Consider the following 18,880-nt stretch of genomic DNA (forward strand, 5'->3'; position numbering starts at 1 on the left):
CCGGTGGGGAACATATTTTGATCTGCCTCTCCGGCGCCCCCTCCAACGCCAAGGTGATCCGCACCGCGGCCCGGATGGCCGATGCCTTTCACAGTGAATTTACCGCTTTGTATGTGGAGTCTCCCACCGCCCAGGACATGGATGAAAAAAGCCTGGGCCAGCTTCGGGAGAACATCCGCTTGGCGGAGGATTCCGGGGCCCAGATCGCCACTGTTTATGGGGACGACCTAGCCCTCCAAATTTCAGAATACGCCAAGGCCGGCGGGGTCACCAAGGTGGTCATTGGCCGTTCTGGCGGCAGGCGGACCCTCGTCCATCCCCAGCGGAACCTGGCGGACCAGCTCATGGAGCTCTCCCCCAACCTGGACGTTTACATCATCCCGGACAGCCAGCCCACTGTTCCCCCTCACCGGGCAGCCAGGGAGAAGTTCCGGGTCTCCCTGCCCGACCTGTTTAAAACCGCGGCGGTGGTGGCGTTCTGCTCTATGGTGGGCCTTTTTTTCCACGGGGCTGGCCTGGGGGATGCCAACATCATCACCGTCTACATTTTAGGGGTGCTCATCACCTCCCTACTCACCTCTGGCCGGATGTACGGGGGATTGGCTTCCCTAGTCAGCGTGGTGCTGTTCAACTACCTGTTCACCCAGCCACGGTTCACCTTCCGCGCCTACGACGCCGGGTACCCAGTCACCTTTTTGATCATGTTCGCCGCCAGTTTTATCACCAGCACCTTGACCATGCGGGTCAAAGACCAGACCCGCATGGCGGTGCAGAAGGCCTACCGCACCCAAGTGCTGTTGGAGACCAGCCAAAAGCTTCAACAGGCGGAAGGGGCTGGTGAGATCTTCTCCGCCATCGCCGGCCAGCTGGTCAAGCTGCTGGACTGTACCGTCCTCCTTTACCCAGTGGATAAGGCTGGGGAGCTCTGCGCCCCCATCGCCTACCCCGCCCCCGGCCAAGAGGATGATCCCGCCTACCAGGCGGAGCAGGAGCAAAAGGCCGCCCAGTGGGTCTATCAAAACAACAAACACGCCGGGGCCACTACCAACACCTTCCCCGATGCCCGATGCCTCTATCTGGCGGTGCGGGGGCGGAAAAAGGCCCTGGCTGTGGCGGCCATCGCCGTGGGGCCCCATGGGCTGGGGGCATTTGAAAAGAGCCTGCTCATCGCCATGTTGGGGGAATGCGGCCTCGCCCTCGAAAAAAACGCCCTGGATGAGGCCAAGCAGGAAGTGGAGATTAAGGCCAGCCAAGAGGCTCTGCGGGCCAACCTGCTGCGGTCTATCTCCCACGACCTGCGCACCCCACTCACCAGCATCAGCGGCAACGCTGGGGTGCTGATGGGCAATTCCAGTGTGCTGGATGAGGAGAAGAAACAGCAGCTGTACACGGATATCTACGACGATTCCATCTGGCTGATCAACCTGGTGGAAAACCTCCTGTCGGTCACCCGCATTGAGAACGGCACCGTCAGCCTGTCCATGGCCCCAGAGCTGCTGGAGGATTTGGTGGGGGAGGCCCTCTCCCACCTGAGCCGCCGGGCACAGGACCACGAAATCGCCTCCCGGCTGGAGGAGGGCTTGCTGTTGGTTGACTGCGATGCCCGGCTGATCATCCAGGTGCTGGTCAACCTGGTGGACAACGCGATGAAATACACCCCGCCGGGGTCCCACATTGAAATCTCCGCCCGGGAGGAAGGGGCGATGATCCGAGTGGAGGTGGCCGACGACGGCCCCGGTATCCCCGATGAAGCGAAAACGAAATTGTTCGAAATGTTCTACACTGCCGGCAACCACCGGGGGGACGGGCGGCGGGGGCTGGGCCTTGGCCTTTCCCTCTGCCAGTCCATTGTAATGGCCCACGGCGGATCGATTGAAGTCCGAGACAACCAGCCCCATGGGGCGGTGTTCTCCTTTACCCTGCCCGCCACCAAAATGCCGGAGCTGTCCAAAGCAAACGGGGAGGTTTTGTAACGCTATGGAATACTGGGATATCTGCGATGCAACCGGCAAACCCACCGGCTGTATCTGGCCCAAGGGGGAGCCCTTTCCTCTGGGGATGTACCACCTGGCCGCTGAAATTTGGGTGGTCAACAAAAACGGTGAAATCCTGATTCAACGGCGGGCCGCCGGGTGCGAGATCCTCCCCGGGGTCTGGGGCCTGACCACGGGGCGGATAGCCGCTGGGGAGTCCACCCGCCAAGGGGCGGTGCGGGAACTGTGGGAGGAACTGGGCATTGCCGCCCAGCCGGAGGAGCTGGTCCCTCTGCTCCGCGCCAGGCGCACCGAGCTGATTTGGGATGTGTACCTGCTGCGGCGGGATACGCCTCTCTCAGCCCTGCGCTTGCAGGAGGAAGAGGTGGCGGAAGCGAGATGGGTTACCCCGGATATCTTCCGCCAGATGGCCGCCACGGGGGAACTGTATCGTTACCCAGAGTTGGAGGATGTCCTTGGCCGGGTGAAGGAACTGTGCCGGTGACCTTTCCCCCAAATGCGCGGTTGTATTTAAGGGAGAGCAACAAAAAAATGGACGCCAGCTTTGGCGTCCATTTTGCTTTGCGTGTATTTCCGGGGAAATCCCCGTATGCAGAATTTTAGAATGTACCGGTCAGCTTGTAGATGCCGAACTCCCGGTGGCCCAGGCTTTCCGCCTTGGTGACCTGGCCATTGCAGACGTCTGCAACCATTTGGAACAGCTCTTCGCCAATTTCCTCCACCTTGGCGCCCTCGGTGATGATGCGCCCTGCATTGATGTCGATGTTGTCGCTCATCTTGCGGTAGGTGGCGTCGTTGCCGGTGATTTTGATGACCGGGGCGATGGGGCTGCCGGTGGGGGTGCCGCGGCCGGTGGAGAAGATGACCACCTGGGCGCCGCCAGCCACCATGCCGGTGATGGAGTCAATGTCCTGGCCGGGGGTATCCATAAAGTAGAGGCCCTTTTTCTCCAAGGGGAGAAGCTCCGCATAGTTGAGGGCGCCTTTGAAGGGGGCGGTGCCCGCCTTATACATGCAGCCCAAGGATTTTTCCTCAATGGTGGAGAGGCCGCCTTCCTTGTTGCCGGGGGTGGGCTGGCCGCTGCGCAGGTCCTCACCCAAGGCGATGGCGCGGTTCTCCACATTTTTTACCATGTCCAGGAACTTCTGTTTCTGGTCCTCGTCCTCAAACCGGGCAGCCAGCAGGTGCTCAGCGCCGATGACCTCGGTGGTCTCGCTCAAAATGCTGCTGCCGCCCTCGGCGATGAGACGGTTGGAGCAGTAACCGATGGAGGGGTTGGAGGCCAGGCCGCTGGTGGGGTCGGAACCGCCGCACTCCAGGGCCATGATGATCTCGCTCATATCAAACTCCACCCGCTTCTGCATAGAGAGGTCGCGGGCCATCTGGGCGGCATACAAAGCGCCCTTGGCGATGGCGGGCAGGGTGCCGCCCTCCTCCTGGATGACCACCACTTCCACCCGTTTGCCGGTGGTGCGGATCTCCTCCGCCACAGCCCGGGCCTGGATGCCGTCACAGCCCAGGCCGACTACCACACAGGCGCCCACGTTGGCATTTTTGCCAAAGCCTACAATGGTTTGCTGGGTGAGGGCCAGGTCGGAGCCGATTTGGCAGCAGCCGTGCTGGTTGGGGATGGCGATCGCCCCGGGGACCTGAGCGGCGATCTTCTCGGCGGTGTCGGTGGCACAGACCGAGGTGGGGATAATCAATACATGGTTGCGCACGCCGAAATGGCCGTTTTCACGCTGATAACCCATCAATTTCATAGCGGTTTCCTCCCTTATGCCTGTTGCTGTTTGTCGCCGCGGCCGCGGGTGCTTTCCAGGTTGTGGACATGCACATGGTCGCCGGGATGGATGTCCTCGGTGGCATCGCCGATGACTTCGCCGTATTTGTAGCAGTATTCGCCTTTTTTGATTTCTGCGACCGCCATCTTGTGGAAGACGGGGATATCGCTTTGGACGGTGTAATTCTTACCCTCGAACTCGATGATCTCGCCTTTTTTCAGAGGGCGCAGGCAGGTGACCAGGTTGTCTTTTTCACTGACGTGAAGGACTGCATTCATCTGGGGTTCCTCCTTTTTCAAAATACATGTAATATAGTATATCATGGCGAAAAAAGTTTGTATAGAAAAGAACTGACCAAATTTTCAGCCCAGGATTTATATGAAATTATTATGATGAGAATTTTTTGTCTTGCCTGCGGCTGCGGGGATTTTCTGGACTTTTCCTAGGCGGCAGGGTATACTGAAAATAAGAAAATCTGCCTTACGGGGAGGGGACTCATGGGGCCGTGGATGTGGCATGCATGATTGCTTTTATTTTTAGAAGTGGGAGGTGATAAGATGTGGACGCTTATTTGGCAGTTATCCCAGCTGTTGTTTTTGGGCATGATCGTGTATATTGGGATACTGGTGATTAAGGCGCTAAAAAAATATTTGAACTCATAAGGCGTGGGGCCCCAACAGGTTGTATCCCGATAGCCAGAAAAACCTTGGAAAGGCGTTTTGGAGGGAGGGACGTGTTATGAAACTATGGATCGGTATGCTGTGTGCGGTATTGCTTTTGGCGCCTGGGAATAGGGGGAAACTCCTCGCTCAAGGGGAGCCGGATTCCCATCCGGCCCAAGAAAAGGCAAACCTGCCCGACGGTTATCAAACGGCGGTTTTCTCGGCGGAGAAGGACTTTGGAGAGGGCCGGACGGTGCGGGCCAGCGCTCTTGTGAAATGCTATGCCAAGGGGAGCTTTTTTAGCTTTGAAGAGGTGCTTGCCACCTGGACCGAAAAAACCGGCCCAGGGGAGTATGGATTCCAGGAGGCATACAGCCATGCTGCTATTAGCGAAGACCGGCAAACCCTCCAGATTCAAGCCCGAGGGGTGGTGGAAACCGGAGGGCCGGATTACACCACGGCCTCCTCCGGTTGGGGGGCGTTGCCGGATGTCTTATATGGGAGGGAACCACAACCTCTGGAGCGGGAAATCGCCTCCTGGGGCAATATCTGGACCAAGAGATGATTCGGCGAAAAAGGCAGACATGCGCCACTGTTCCCTTCCCCAGGGCGCACTTTTTGGATTTTGACCTCCCTTTGCAGTATCAAGGAGAGGGACTCGCGGTTCCCGCCTGAAAAAGAGGCAAAGCCGGAGGGGATGCCAAATTTGGCGGCCCTTCTGGCGGATTGGGTGCAATATTTCCCCGTTACAGATTGCGGCCCAGCTGGTAGGCTTCCTCCAGGGCCGGGTGCCCTGCTATCGCCCCTTTCTGGGAACAGCCGGTGGCTAAAACCACGCCCCGGTCCTGCCACTGAAGGCTCCCCTGGCAGATGCGGCGGTACACACCCACCGCCCCGTCGAACTTGGCTGGGTCGGCCACAGCGCCACACATCAGCAGCACCGATTCCCGAATGGGCAAGTTGCGGCCGGAAAAGGCTTTGAGCTTATCGATGGCCAGCTTCAGCTGGCCGGAGATATCGTACCAGTACAGCGGGGACACCAGGGCGATGGCATCGGCCTGTTCCAGCAGGGGAGCCAGCTTGTTGAAGTCGTCGTCAAAGGAACAGGCCACCCCTTTGGAAAAGCAGGTATCGCAGGCGCGGCAGGGGCCGATTTTACTGCGGCCTGCATCAAAGGTGGTGACGGTGTGCCCCGCTTCCTGGGCCCCTTTGGCGAAGGCTTTGGCCAGTTGGTCGCTGTTTCCCCCGGCGCGGGGGCTGCCGGTGACAATCAAAACCCTTTTGCTCATAGAAAAATCCTCCCGTCTCTAAATTGTTAGCCCCAGTATATTCCTTGAAGCCCACTCCAAGTCAAGGGGAATTTTTCTGGGAACACAAAAAGTCGTCCGCCTCCTGTGGAGGTGGACGACTTGGCTTTTTTGGCTTACAGGCCCATAGTCTGCCGGAACTCGGCGGTGATATCCGCCAGGAGCTGGGGGTTTTCAATGATGTCTGCCGCGGTGAGGGCAAAGGCCCGAACGGTCTTGGCCATCTGCTCGTTAGCAAAGTCGGTAACCGAAGCGGCAGCAAACTCCACGGTGTGGGAGTTGCAAGCCTCTTGGGAGATGGCGAAGTGAGGGTGGATCATGGGGCAGACCTGGCTGACGTTGCCGGCGTCGGAAGAGCCGGAGCCGGGCCGGGCGGCGATGACTTCCGGCACGCCGCAGTCCAAAAGGCGCTGGGTGAACTGGTTGGAGAGGGTCTCATTGGTGACCATGTTGTCGTAGATGGCCTCAAAATTGGAGATCTTCACCGTGACCCCGTTGGAGAGGGCGGCGGCCTGGGCGCAGTTCTTCACCTGTTCCACCAGCTTGTTCAGGTAAGGCTTGGTGGCGGCGCGGACATAGAAGTCGGCGCGGGTGTAGTCAGGAACCACATTGGCCGCTTTGCCGCCGTCCAGGATGACGCCGTGCACTCGGGCGTCGCTCTGGAAATGCTCCCGCAGGGCGGCGATGTTGTTGAACAGGCTGATTACCCCATGCAGGGCATTGGCACCTTTCTCCGGTGCGGCAGCGGCGTGGGCAGTCTGGCCGAAGAACTCAAACCGCAGGGGCACGATACCCAGGGAGGTGCCGCTCTTGTAGTATTTATCGGAGGGGTGAGCCATCATAGCCACATCCACCCCGTCAAAGCCTCCGGCGTTGACAATGGCAACCTTGCCGCCGTCCGTCTCCTCCGCGGGGGTACCGAACACGATGACCGTGCCTCCCAACTGGTCGATCATCTCCCGCAGGACGATGCCGGAACCAGTGCTGGTGGCCCCCAGGATGTTGTGGCCACAGCCGTGGCCGATGCCGGGCAGGGCGTCATACTCGGCCAAAAAGCCGATGGTGGGGCCGGGTTTTTGGGAGGAATAGGTGGCCTTAAAGGCGGTGGGCAAACCGCAGAAGGGGCGTTCTACCGTGAAGCCGTATTTTTCCAGCAGGGCGCAGTGGGCGTCGGCGGCAAAGGTCTCCTGATGGCCCATTTCCGGATGGTCGTGGATGGATGTGCTCAGGGCTACCAGCTCGGGCTGCAAATCCTGGGCGAGCTTGGCGACTTGATCAAAATGGTTCATGAAGGTACTTCCTTTCCATCTATCAAAAGGGTGGATATTCGGTTAGAAGGGGCCGTAGCCAAACATGTTGGCCGCCACAATGAACACGCCGCCCAGGGCAATCCAGATGCCCACCAGGGGGCCGGCGAATTTGAGCCATTTTTCATAGGGGATCTTGGCCATAGCAAGGATGGCCATCATAGTGCCGGACACCGGCAGGATGGAGTTGGTGAAACCGTCGCCAAACTGGAAGCAGAGGACTGCCACCTGGCGGTTGATGTGGAGCACGTCGGCCAGCGGGACCATGATGGGCATGGTGGCCGCAGCTTGGCCGGAACCGGAGGGGATGAAGAAGTTGGTCAGGATCTGCACTGCATACATACCCAGCACCGAGATGGCAGAGGGCAGAGAGGCGATGACGCCGCTCATGGCGTGGACGGCGGTGTCGATGATCATGCTCTGTTCCATTACGATGAGGATGGCGCGGGCGATACCCACCATGATGGCGCCGTTGGCGATATCCCGGATACCGGTCTGGAAATGCTTGACGATCTCATCGGGGGTGAAGCCGTATACAAGGCCGGAGACAATGCCCATGCCCAGGAAGAGGGCGGCGATCTCACTGACATACCAACCCAGCTTCATGACGCCGTAGACCAGGAAGACAAACCCGGCGACCACGATAGCGAGGACGATCTTCTGGCGGCCGGTGATCTTCTCCACCTGGGAGAGGTCGATGCCGTTGCCCCGCTCTGCCAGTTCGGTCTCATACATCATGCCGGACTGTGGGTTGAGGCGGACCTTTTTGCCGTACCGCATCACATAGAAGGAGGTGACAGCCACCAGCACCACCCAAATCAAAATCCGGTAGGCGACGCCGGAGAACATGGGCAGTTCCGCCAGGCCCTGGGCAACGCCAATGGTGAAGGGGTTGATGACGCCAGCGCAGAAGCCGCAGGCCGCGCCCAGCACCGCCAGGGAGGTGCCCACCATGGCGTCGTACCCCAGTGCCCGGGCCAAGGCGATGGTGATGGGGACAAAGACCACGTTTTCCTCCGACATGCCGAAGGTGGCGCCGCCGATGGAGAAGATGGCCAGGACTGCGGGGATCATCAGGTTTTCCTTGCTGCGGAAGGCCACAGCGGCCCGCCCGATGGCGGATTTGATGGCGCCGGTCTCGGTGATGATGTTAAAAGAGGCGGACACAATCATGATGAAGAAGGTGATGGAGGCGGCGGCGGTCATGCCCGTGGGGAATGCCAGCAGGAACTCCATGACGCCGATGGGGTTGCTCTCCACCCGGGTGTAGGAGTTGGGGTCGACCACGGTGCGGCCATCCACCTGGATGCGCGCGTACTCGCCGGCGGGGACAAAGTAGCTGCACAGGGCTACAATCAGAACGATGCAGAACATCAGAACGACCGGATGAGGGAATTTAAACTTTTTCTTAGTAGCGGAAGGGTTTTGGTTGCTCATCGAATTCATTCTCCTTATTTTAGAATTAGAAGAATAAAAATTGATGGTGGGCCCTCATTTTTCCCTCGCCCTACCGCCCGCCGACGGGGTTTCCAGGAAAAACAAAAAGGTTGCATCCATCGATGCAACCTTACAAAAAACGATTTGTCAGTCATCATCGATAGCGCCTCTGCGTTAAGCAGGAGTCTTGATGATATTCTCACCAAGCCCAGCCGGCCGTTTCACCAAACGAACCGCTTCGGCAGCTTGACCTTTCCCCGAGTTCACCGGATGTCTCCTCCATCGGGTACTGATTCGCGCTGCGCCTCTACCAATTTTTATTATCTTGCCTTTTATCCTAGCACGGGGCTTCCCCTTTGTAAAGAGAAAACGGCAAATTTTGAAAAACTTTTTAAGCTATTCTGAATTCACCGCAGAAGTTTTCTTTTATGTTGTGAAATGTGACGAATTCTCCTGATTCTTTTTGAATAAAAAGAATCCCCGCAAAGGGGCGGTAAAATGGGCTTTTTTGGTTGCGAAATGATTCTCAATATGCTATGCTAAAGCTAATCTTTGCACTGGGTTTTCAGGGCAGTTGGTCCCTATATGGCTGGGCGTGCGCCGATGCTGCCGCATCGGAGGGAAAACAGTCAAACTGACCGAATGGGCGGAAGATAGCAGCCAGAATTGGAGAATGGCCGTGGGAAGATACCTATTTAGGGGTTTTCTAGCGGCTATTTGTTGTATTTGGCGGTTGAAAAACATAAGATTTGGAGGGGATTTTTTGAAACATTCTGTGTTGTGCCGAGGCCTGGCACTGATTATGGCAATGGGGCTTCTGCTGGTGGGGTGCGGCACACCGAAGGATGCCTCCTATGGCCTCAACCCCCAAGAACCGGTTGCCATCACCGTGTGGCATTACTACAACGGCTCCCAGAAGGTCGCCTTTGACAACTTGGTGGAGGCGTTCAACGAGACCACCGGCAAGGAGCTGGGCATTGTGGTGGAGGCCACCAGCAAAGGCGGGGTCAACGACCTCATCCAAGCGGTGACCGATTCCGCAGAGGGCAAGGTGGGGGCGGCAGAGATGCCCAACATTTTTTCCGCCTATTCCGACACTGCCCGGAAGATTGACCAGATGGGCCTTTTGGCCTCCCTGGAAGGGTACTTCTCCCAGGAGGAACTGGACCAGTATGTCCCCGGCTACTTGGCGGATGGTTATATAGACGGCACAGACAGCCTCAAACTCTTCCCCGTGGCAAAATCCACCGAAATTTTGATGGTCAACAAGACCGACTGGGATACCTTCTCCCAGGCCACCGGTGCCAGCCTGGACGCCCTCTCCACCTGGGAGGGACTGTGCCAAACGGCGGCCCAATACTATGAATATTCCGGTGGCAAATCCTTTTTCGGCCGGGATGCCTACGCCAACTATATGATCATCGGCAGCCGCCAGCTGGGCCAGGAGGTGTTCCAGGTCCAGAACGGCGAAGTCACCCTCAACCTAAACCGGGACGCCATGCGCCGTCTGTGGGACAACATGTACGTCCCCATGGTTCAAGGCCACTTCGGCAAATACGGCCGCTTTGCCTCCGATGACGCCAAAACCGGCGATATCATCGCCCTGGTGGGTTCCACCAGCGGGGCCACCTATTTCCCCGAATCGGTGGCGAAAGACGACGTGGAGCCCTACCCTATTGAGTGCCTGGTTCTCCCCCTTCCCGGCTTTGCGGGGGCTGAGCCCTTCGCCGTCCAACAGGGCGCGGGAATGGCGGTGGCCAAGACCGACGCCACCCGGGAGTATGCCAGCGTGGTGTTCCTGAAATGGCTGACCGAAGCTGACCGGAACATCCTTTTTTCCCTGAGCGCATCCTATATGCCAGTGAAGAAAGAGGCCAACGACATCGACCGGATCAAAGCGGTGATGGAGGAAAACGGCATCCAGGTCAGCCCCATTGTGGAGCAGACACTGGAGACTTCCATCCAAGAGGCCAAGACCTACCAGTTCTATACCAGCAAACCCTTTGACAACGGCACCGAAGCCCGGGCAGTGATGGAGAACCACATGGTGGACAGGGCCCTGGCCGACAAGGCCGCTGTAGAGGCCCAAATCGCCCAAGGGGTGAGCCGCCGGGAGGCGCTGGCTCCCTATTTGAGCGACGAGAACTTCGACGCATGGTTCCAGGATTTTTCAAAGGCCCTTCGCCAGGTCGTGGGGCAGTAATCTCTTTCATCTAAATTTGTTCCGGAAAGGGGGAGTGCAGAATGAGACCTGGCGCCAAACAATCCATCCGGACAAAAATTCTCATTCCCGTGGCCTTTGTGTTGGTCCTACAGGCCCTCCTCTTCTTTGGCACCATCGTGGGGGCGGACACCGCCGGCCAACTGCGGGAAAACGCCTTTTCCATGCTGGCCGATAAAGTCAGCAGCCGCGCAGCTGTGCTGGAAAACGAAATGACCCAGCGATGGGGCAAAGCGGAGAATTACCAGCGGGTGATGCAGCTCTCGCTGGCGGCATACCAGCAGGCGGAGGGCGGCGAAGTGCAAATTACCCGCCAGATGGCAGAAGAGCTGATCAGCCTGCTGCGCAACTCCACCGCCACCGGTGCTTATGTGATCTTCTGTCCCCAGCTGGGGGAAGGGGCGCCCTGGCCCGCCCTCTACCTGCGGGATATGGATCCCACCACTAGCTTGATCAACAATACCGACATCCTAGTGGAAATCGGGCCGGGCCCCTTAATTAAAGAGATGGGCCTGACTATGGATTCCCGCTGGTCCCCCTCCATCCAGCTGGACCCGATGGATGAAAACCAGCGGTATTTTTTCCGGCCCTATTTGGCTGCCCAGCAATACCAGAGCAGCCAGATCAGCGACTTGGGCTATTGGGCCGGGCCCCACCAGGTCACCAAGGACGACTTAGAGGTCATCTCTTACTCCCTGCCTCTGCTGGATAGGGACGGACAGGTCTACGGGGTGGTCGGGGTGGAGATTACCCTGGAGTACCTGGCCAACCAGATGCCCTACCGGGAGCTCTCGGCCAACCAGAAAGGGGCCTATCTCCTGGGGCTGCGGGAGGGGCAGGGCAATGAGGTGCTGGCAATGGGGGAGAGCGGCCCGCTGTTCCGCCGCATTCTTGCTGACGACCGAAAGGTGGCCATCACTGAGGAAAAGGTCTATAAGGACACCTACCGCCTGGAAGACCAAGCCCTCACCAGTGAGACGGTGGGCGCGGTGCAGAAACTGAAGCTTTACAACGCACACACCCCCTTTGAAGAGGAGGAGTGGATGGTGATAGGGCTGATGGAGGAGCAGGAACTCCTCTACTCAGTCAACCGGCTCAACCAGTCCCTGTGGTTTGCCTCCCTCATCGCCCTGGGGGTGGGGGTGGCCGGTGCTTTTGTCATCAGCGCCAGCTTTGCCGCGCCGGTCAAGCGGCTGGCCAAATCCCTGCGGGAGAGCGACCCCGCCAAGGAGGTTCTGCTCCCCCAGACCGGAATTGTGGAAATTGACGGCCTTTCGACCGCAGTGGAGGAGCTTTCGGCCGCGGTGGCCAACTCCGCCTCCCGCCTCTCCCAGATTTTGGAGTACACCAACACCTCCCTGGGGGCCGTCGAGTACTACAAAGAACGGGGGGGACTGGTCTACTGCACCGGCAAAATTGGAGAAATGCTGGATTTTTCCCCTGAAAACCGAGAGAAATCCGAACTCCCCTACGACGAGTTCCAGCAGGAGCTGGAACGGATGAAGAAAAAGATCCTGGCAAAGACGGGTCGGCAGGAACAGGACAAAGTGGTGGAGGACATTCTGGAGCTCCACCGGGACGACGGCCGGATCTGCTGGATCAGCTTCAAACACAACGAGGGCGAGAGCCGGTATATGGTGGTGGTCCAGGATGTGACGGGCGACGTGCTGGAGAAGCGGAAGATCGAGTATGAGAGGGATTACGACGTCCTCACCGAACTGCTCAACCGCCGCTCCTTTCGCCGCAGTGTGGAGAAAGCCCTCCGCTCCATGCCCTTCCAGATGGGGGCAATGGTCATGTGGGATCTTGACAACCTCAAATACATCAACGACACCTATGGCCACGATTCCGGCGATAAATATATCATAGCAGCGGCCCGGGTATTCCAACAGCTGCGCCAGGACGGCGCAGAGGTCGCCCGGATGAGCGGCGATGAGTTCTTCTCCTTCCTGCCTGGCGAGGACCGGAACACCCTGCTCTGCCGCATTCGGGAGGTACACAAGCTGCTGCACAGCACCAATTTCCAGCTTCCAGATGGCAAGACGGTGAAGCTGCGGGCCTCGGCCGGGGTGGCTTGGTACCCGGACAACGGTGCCAGCTACGATTTGCTGATCAAATACGCCGACTTTGCCATGTACAGTGCCAAGAATTCCACCAAGGGGGACATTCAGGAGTTCAACCAAGATGCCTTCCAACGGGATGAACTGTTGTTTAGCGGCAAGGAGGCCCTCAACCACTTTTTGGACCACCGGCTGGCCCGGTTTGCATTCCAACCCATTGTGGATGCCCGCACCGGGGAGGTTTACGCTTATGAAGCGCTGATGCGCCCCAGCTGCGAGGGGCTCAAAACAGTATCCGACGTGATGCGGCTGGTCAGGGCCCAATCCAAACTGAACCAGATTGAAGAACTGACCTGGACCGGCGCTTTGGAAGCTTTTTCCCAACAGAAGGAGGCATTTGGGGAAGCCCGGCTGTTCATCAATTCGGTGCCCAACACCTGCCTTTCTAAGGAGGGGTTTGCGGCCTTGGAACAACAGTTTGGGAAAGACCTTTCCCGCCTGGTGGTGGAGGTCATCGAAAGTGAGCAGACCGACTACAATTGCATGGCTATAAAGCAGTCGCTGTGTCAACGGTGGGGACTGTCCATCGCATTGGATGACTTTGGGGCAGGGTACAGCTCAGAAGGGGTGCTGCTCACCATCAACCCCAGTTATGTGAAGATCGATATGTCCATTGTCCGGGGCATTGACCGGGATAAGAGCCGGCAGACCCTGCTGGGAGGTATCCTCTCCTATTCCAAAACCCAGGACATCCGCATCATCGCCGAAGGGGTGGAGACCCGGGAGGAGATGGTTTACCTCATTGAGGCGGGTGTGGACTACATACAGGGGTATTATCTGGCTGTGCCGGATTTCCGGGTGCGGGGAATCCCTCAGGAGCGGAAGCAGGAAATTCAGGAAGCCGCTGGCAGGGCGGCACTTCCCCCCATCGACTTGTGAGGATAAGAGCGGTTGTTCCCCGGCGGGCTGCCGGCCCTCAAATCCATATAACGTGAAAAGGCCCTCCCTTGGGAAGTCTTTCCCAAGGGAGGGCCTTTGTGTTCCCTTATTCAGCGGGCGTTCTATGATCTGGGAGCCAGCTGGGAAATGGGGGAAAGGTTATCCAGAAAAAATTCACCTTGCCCCATAGAGGAGCGTTCAAAAGCCTTGGGCTGCCCCTAACTCCCCCTAATCCAGCAGTTCCTTGCGAAAGACGTATTCCTCCCCCGTGGAGAGCTGGGGGATAAACTCATACCCTGCCCAAGAAAAATCCCGAAGCTGTTCAGGGCGGGTCCAGCGGTGTTTGACCACCGCCCGGGCCATCTGTCCCCGGGCCATCTTAGCTTCGGTGGGCAGGGTAACCCACTTCCCTTTGCGCCACTGCAAGAACCGGCAGCGGACAAAGGGTTCCCGCCCGGTGCGGTAAGGGTCGAAGGCCCGGCTGTATTCCCCGGAGCAAAGGTCGGCCACCGGCTCGCCAGAGGAGAATATCTCCTGGTAAATCCGATCCCCCCAGTAGGAGTAAAGGCGCTTTCCCTCCACCTTGACCGGGCAGAGGAAGTCCAGCCGGTAGGGCAGCATCCCATCCAGGGGGCGGAGCACCCCATAAAAGGCGCTTAAAAACCGCAGGCTCTGTTGGGCGAAGGCGAAGTCCTCCCCGGTAAAGCTGGCGGCGTCCAGATTTTGGTATGCAAGGCCGTGGTAGCTGAGGGCTGCCGGGGAACCAGGCAGGGCCGGGTCGAACTTTTGGTAAAAATCAAAGGTCTTAAGGGCGATTTCTGGATTGACCTTCATCAGCGATTCTAACTGCCAAGGGCTGTAAGCCCGCAGGGCGCGGAGGATGGGGCCGGTCTCCGGGAGGAACACCGGCCCAGTGAGGGGGAGCCCCTCCCCGGTGGCGTCGGCCATATTTTTGGCTGGAGACAAAAGAACCAGCATGGTTTCACCTCATAATCCCAACCCACAGCGGCAGAAGCCGGGGAAGTTGGGGGGATATAAAATAGAGAACAGCCCACAAAGGCGATATCGCGGCGAAAGGCCGTGTCAGAGCGGATGAATCCCGGTGCCGCTTTGCGGCGGGAGGGCAGCCCCTCAAAATTGCATTGCCGCTGTACGGCAAAAAGCAATTTTGCGCATGTTACAAGCGGTGCTTGTAACAATGGAGAGAGGATTTCTTCCCCAATAATCGCCCCGCGGCTGCCAAGCCATAAAGTTTGGTTAAACCGGAAAAATCCCGGTGCCGCTTGGCGGCGGGAGGGCAGCCCCTCAAAATTGCGTTGCCGCTGTACGGCAAAAAGCAATTTTGCGCATGTTACAAGCGATGCTTGTAACAATGGAGAGAGGATTTCTTCCCCAATAATCGCCCCGCGATTATTGTAGCACATCCCAACCTACCTTTTCTAGTGAAAGGGTTCAAAACCGGTGCAGGAGGATGGAAGCCCAGGCGCACTTTTTGCCCCCTTGCGATTGCACCCCATTTTGTTTCGCGCTATAATAGGGAAAAACAGCCTGTTCCCAAGTAGAAGAGGCACGGTTCCCTGTCCGGCCGGCGGCGGCAGGGGAAATCCCCATGATTTACCGCTGGAGAAATGGCGGGTACCCCATGAAGAAATATCTCCCCCTGGCGGCCAGTTTGGCGTCAGCCACCTTGTTCGGCCTGGCCCTGCTCTTTATCAAGCAAGGCATGGCGGTGGTCAACCAGGATACCATCAAATTCCTGGCCTTCCGCTTCACCACCGGTTTTGTGGTGATGACCCTCCTCCTGCTCTTTAAGGTGCAGAAGGTGGACTACGCAGGCAAACCCATCGGTCTTCTGCTGTTGTGCGGCCTCCTCAACCCCTTGATCAGCCAGATTTTGGAGACTACCTCTACCAGCTACGCCCCCACCAGCCTGATCGCCTGCGTCAGCAGTATCACCCCTATTTTGGTCGTGGTGCTGTCGGTGCTGATCAACAAAGACCCCCTGCCATCCAAAATGCAGATGGCTTTTATGGGGGTGACAGTGCTGGGCGTGTTTGTGGTCAACTTTGTGGGCCGTGACCTTTCGGGAGCTACCGGCATCGGAATGGCGCTGATCTTTGCGGCAGTGGTGACCATCGCCTTCAACCGCACCTTTGTGCGCCGGGCTGGCCGGCATTTTACCTCCTTTGAGACCGTTTATCTGACCACCGGCATGGGCGCCTTGGGCTTTTCCATCGAAACGGTGATCATGCATGCCATGCGGGGGGATCTTCCCCACTTCTTTGACGGCCTGTGGAACAAGGACTTCATCATCTCGGTGCTGTATATGGGCATAGGCTCCTGTGTGCTGGCCTTCCTGTTCATGACCTACTCCCTGGCCCATCTGCCCATTGCCATTTCCACCTCCACTTCCACGGTCAGCACGGTCATCTCCATTTTAGCGGGCGTCCTGATCCTCCACGAGCCTTTCCGCTGGGTGGATGTGGCAGGTGTGGCGCTGATTTTGGGCGGCGTGTTTGGCCTTAGTTACTGTTACAGCAAAGAATCTGCCCCTGCGGCCCCTGCCCCGGAGGAAGAAGCCCAAAGCTGATAAAATCCGCTTTGGGGCCTTGCGCCCCTATGGGAAATGGCGTAGAATAGGAGTACTGAATTACCACAATTTTCCCAGAAAAAAGGAGCGATTGGCTATGAAACTGTGCGAATTGGAAAAAGCTTCCCTGGGTATTTTCCCCACACCCCTGCAAAAAATGGAGAATCTGACCAAGGAGATCGGCTGCGGCGACCTGTACATCAAGCGGGATGACCTGACCGATGTGGGCCTTTCCGGCAACAAAATCCGCAAACTGGAGTATTTGGTGGCACAGGCTAAGGCAGAGGGCTGCAACACCCTGTTGACCTTTGGCGGCCCCCAGACCAACCATGGCCGGCTGACGGCAGCGGCCGCAGTGCGGTGCGGGATGAAATGCATCCTCATCCTCACCGGGGAACGCCCCGATTATATGAGCGGCAACCTGTTGCTGGATAAACTGATGGGGGCGGACCTCTATTTTACCACCGGCGACCCGGAAGAGGCGGCTAAGAAGGTCATCGCCCAATATGAGGCCAAGGGGGACAAAGTCTATGTGATCCCCACCGGCGGCAGCAATGAGCTGGGTGCGGTGGGCTACATCCAGATGGTGCCGGAACTGATGGCCCAGTGCAAAGAGATGGGCATTGCTCCCAAATACTTGGTCTGTGGTTCCGGTTCCCAGGGCACCTTTGGAGGCCTGTGGCTGGGCGCGAAATACTATGGCGCGCCCTTTGAAGTGCTGGGTGTCACCATCAACCCTGCCACCCCCCGCACCCCCGATTCCTGCGCTGAATACATCAACCGGATGAGCGAGATGTACGGCCTGGGCGTCACCGCCAAAGGGGAGGAAATCCGCCTGTTCAAAGGCAACAGGGAAGAGAATTACTCCGGTGTTGCCTACAATACCCCCGACCCTGTCACCCGGGCCCACATCGCGCTGCTGGCCCGCACCGAAGCCATCTTCCTGGACCCCTGCTACACCGGCAAGGTGTTCCACGGGTTTGTGGACATGGTCAAATCGGGGATCATCCCCAAGGGGGAGAGCGCCATCTTCCTGCACACTGGCGGAATCCCCGCCCTGTGGACCAAAGAGCATCTGGACTCCTTCCAGGAGGAGCTTTGGGGTGAGGGCAGTTCCCACACCATTTAATCCATTGGTTTTATAGGAGGAATCAAAATCTCATTGACAGCCCTACAACAGGAGGTGCCATCTATGCAGATTACTACCCTTGCCAAGGAAGTACAACCCTATGTCGTTGAGATGCGCCGGTACTTCCACCAGCATCCTGAACTCTCCAACCGGGAGGATAAGACCATCCAGCGCATTGCCCAGGAGCTGACCGACATGGATATCCCCTATGAGGAGATCCCCAAAGGGGGTATTTTGGCCACCATCCAGGGTCTGGACCCCGGAAAGGGGAAAACCGTGTTGCTGCGGGCGGACATCGATGCCCTGCCGGTGCAAGAGCAGCCCTGCAACCTATCCCAGCCCCGGGTCTGCCAAAGCCAGGAGGACGGGGTGATGCACGCCTGTGGCCACGACGGCCACATCGCCATGCTGTTGGGAGCCGCTAAAATCCTTTCCTCCCACCGGGAGGCCATCCACGGAACCGTGCTGCTGCTGTTTGAGCGCGGGGAGGAAAACGGCGGGGGGATCGGCTATATCCTGGCCTATATGGATCGCCATGGCATCCGTCCAGACACCGTCTATGGGACCCATATGTCCGCTTCCCTGGAGTCCGGGAAGGTGGGGGTTATCACTGGAGGGGCCGCCTCCACCGCCATGGGGTTTGACATCACCCTCCACGGCCGGGGAGGCCATGGTTCCCGGCCAGATTTAGCGGTCAATCCGGTGGATTGCTTTGTGGCCATCTACAACGGGCTGCAAGCCGCCCGCTTGACCAAGGTCACCCCCTTTGCGCCGCTGACCCTCTCCATCGGCTTGGTGGAGGCCGGCACCGCGAAAAACATCATTCCAAGCGACCTGCGGTTTGCCGGGACGGTGCGGCTGTTTGACCGGGAAAAGGTGGGCCTTCCCTTCCGGGAGGAGATGCGCCGGTTGGTGGATTCCACCGCGGCGGCCTACGGCTGTACCGTCACCTACAACAGCTTCACCCAGCCGGGATTCCCGGTGGACAACGACCCTGTGTGCGCCGCCTTTGCCCGCCAGGTGATCGGGGCGGAAATCGGGGAGGATGCCATTTGCCAGCCGGAGCCTTGGATGGCGTCGGAGAGCTTCTCCCAGCTGCAAAAGATGTGGTCGGGTGTGTTTGTCTACCTGGGGGTCAACAACCCGGAGAAAGGCACTGGGGCCGACCACCACAACGAATATTTTGACCTGGACGAGGATGTTCTGGCCTTGGGGGTTACCGGAGCGGTGGTCTATGCCCTCCAGTTCCTGGACAGCGGCATCGACACCTTGGGCAGCCAGTGGAAAGGCACTTTGCCGGAGTTGTATGACACCCGCGGGGTGGACGGCGCGACGGTCCAGAGCTATTACGACGGCATCCAGCTGTAAGGGTGCTGTGGGGAGAGAGGGCCCGGTTGCTCTCACCTGCATGGGAATAGAAAAAAAGGAGACGCATCTGCGTCTCCTTTTT

The 18,880-nt window shown here is 58.3% G+C and carries 14 protein-coding genes and 1 riboswitch; of the genes, 8 read left to right on the forward strand and 6 right to left on the reverse strand.

Annotation, left to right across the window (positions count from 1 at the left end):
• The coding region (locus BQ5353_RS13050; RefSeq protein WP_162273115.1) for an ATP-binding protein at nt 1-1,973 on the forward strand (1,973 nt) is incomplete at its 5' end.
• A 4-nt stretch (nt 1,974-1,977) separates the two neighbouring features.
• Nucleotides 1,978-2,478, forward strand: coding sequence for an NUDIX hydrolase (locus BQ5353_RS06515; RefSeq protein WP_054331885.1), 501 nt, complete (start codon nt 1,978-1,980; stop codon nt 2,476-2,478).
• A 115-nt stretch (nt 2,479-2,593) separates the two neighbouring features.
• On the opposite strand, the gene BQ5353_RS06520 is transcribed toward BQ5353_RS06515, so the two are convergent.
• Both BQ5353_RS06520 and BQ5353_RS06525 read right to left on the reverse strand, forming a co-directional pair.
• Nucleotides 2,594-3,757, reverse strand: a complete 1,164-nt coding sequence (locus BQ5353_RS06520; RefSeq protein WP_054331884.1) for a UxaA family hydrolase — start codon at nt 3,755-3,757, stop codon at nt 2,594-2,596.
• Between the two features lie 14 nt (nt 3,758-3,771).
• Nucleotides 3,772-4,056: a UxaA family hydrolase gene (locus tag BQ5353_RS06525; protein WP_054331883.1), complete on the reverse strand. Its 285-nt coding sequence runs from the start codon at nt 4,054-4,056 to the stop codon at nt 3,772-3,774.
• 460 nt (nt 4,057-4,516) lie between these two features.
• On the opposite strand from BQ5353_RS06525, the gene BQ5353_RS06530 reads away from it, so the two are divergent.
• Nucleotides 4,517-5,005 carry a hypothetical protein gene (locus tag BQ5353_RS06530; RefSeq protein ID WP_054331882.1) on the forward strand — a complete coding sequence of 163 codons (489 nt, stop codon included), beginning with the start codon at nt 4,517-4,519 and terminating at the stop codon, nt 5,003-5,005.
• Nucleotides 5,006-5,186: 181 nt separating this feature from the next.
• Here the strand turns inward: BQ5353_RS06530 and BQ5353_RS06535 are convergent, their stop codons facing one another.
• The 3 genes from BQ5353_RS06535 to BQ5353_RS06545 form a co-directional block, all read right to left on the reverse strand.
• Nucleotides 5,187-5,729: a flavodoxin family protein gene (locus BQ5353_RS06535; RefSeq protein ID WP_054331881.1), complete on the reverse strand. Its 543-nt coding sequence runs from the start codon at nt 5,727-5,729 to the stop codon at nt 5,187-5,189.
• Nucleotides 5,730-5,863: 134 nt separating this feature from the next.
• Entirely contained in the window at nt 5,864-7,036 is a 1,173-nt protein-coding gene (locus BQ5353_RS06540; protein ID WP_071427523.1) for a M20 family metallopeptidase, read from the reverse strand.
• A gap of 42 nt (nt 7,037-7,078) precedes the next feature.
• Complete coding sequence (locus BQ5353_RS06545; protein WP_071427524.1) at nt 7,079-8,491, reverse strand: YfcC family protein; 1,413 nt, start codon at nt 8,489-8,491, stop codon at nt 7,079-7,081.
• 153 nt (nt 8,492-8,644) lie between these two features.
• A riboswitch (Lysine riboswitch) is annotated at nt 8,645-8,809 on the reverse strand.
• Between the two features lie 445 nt (nt 8,810-9,254).
• On the opposite strand from BQ5353_RS06545, the gene BQ5353_RS06550 reads away from it, so the two are divergent.
• A complete protein-coding gene (locus BQ5353_RS06550; RefSeq protein WP_233424502.1) occupies nt 9,255-10,694 on the forward strand; it encodes an extracellular solute-binding protein in 1,440 nt (479 codons plus the stop codon).
• A 41-nt stretch (nt 10,695-10,735) separates the two neighbouring features.
• Entirely contained in the window at nt 10,736-13,711 is a 2,976-nt protein-coding gene (locus BQ5353_RS06555; protein WP_071427525.1) for an EAL domain-containing protein, read from the forward strand.
• Nucleotides 13,712-13,939: 228 nt separating this feature from the next.
• On the opposite strand, the gene BQ5353_RS06560 is transcribed toward BQ5353_RS06555, so the two are convergent.
• Nucleotides 13,940-14,689, reverse strand: a complete 750-nt coding sequence (locus BQ5353_RS06560) for a YaaA family protein (protein ID WP_054331877.1) — start codon at nt 14,687-14,689, stop codon at nt 13,940-13,942.
• A gap of 664 nt (nt 14,690-15,353) precedes the next feature.
• Here BQ5353_RS06560 and BQ5353_RS06565 point away from each other — a divergent pair.
• The 3 genes from BQ5353_RS06565 to BQ5353_RS06575 all read left to right on the forward strand — a co-directional run bounded on the left by BQ5353_RS06565 (nt 15,354) and on the right by BQ5353_RS06575 (nt 18,798).
• On the forward strand, nt 15,354-16,301 hold the full coding sequence (locus BQ5353_RS06565; RefSeq protein WP_161802862.1) for a DMT family transporter: 948 nt from the start codon (nt 15,354-15,356) through the stop codon (nt 16,299-16,301).
• Nucleotides 16,302-16,398: 97 nt separating this feature from the next.
• Nucleotides 16,399-17,430, forward strand: a complete 1,032-nt coding sequence (locus tag BQ5353_RS06570) for a 1-aminocyclopropane-1-carboxylate deaminase/D-cysteine desulfhydrase (RefSeq protein ID WP_071427526.1) — start codon at nt 16,399-16,401, stop codon at nt 17,428-17,430.
• Between the two features lie 63 nt (nt 17,431-17,493).
• The gene (locus BQ5353_RS06575; RefSeq protein WP_071427527.1) at nt 17,494-18,798 is read left to right on the forward strand and encodes a M20 metallopeptidase family protein; all 1,305 of its coding nucleotides are present in this window, start codon (nt 17,494-17,496) and stop codon (nt 18,796-18,798) included.
• The last annotated feature ends 82 nt before the right edge of the window (nt 18,799-18,880 follow it).

It is taken from the genome of Merdimmobilis hominis, assembly GCF_900104615.1.
GTDB classification, from domain to species: Bacteria; Bacillota; Clostridia; order Oscillospirales; family Ruminococcaceae; genus Merdimmobilis; species Merdimmobilis hominis.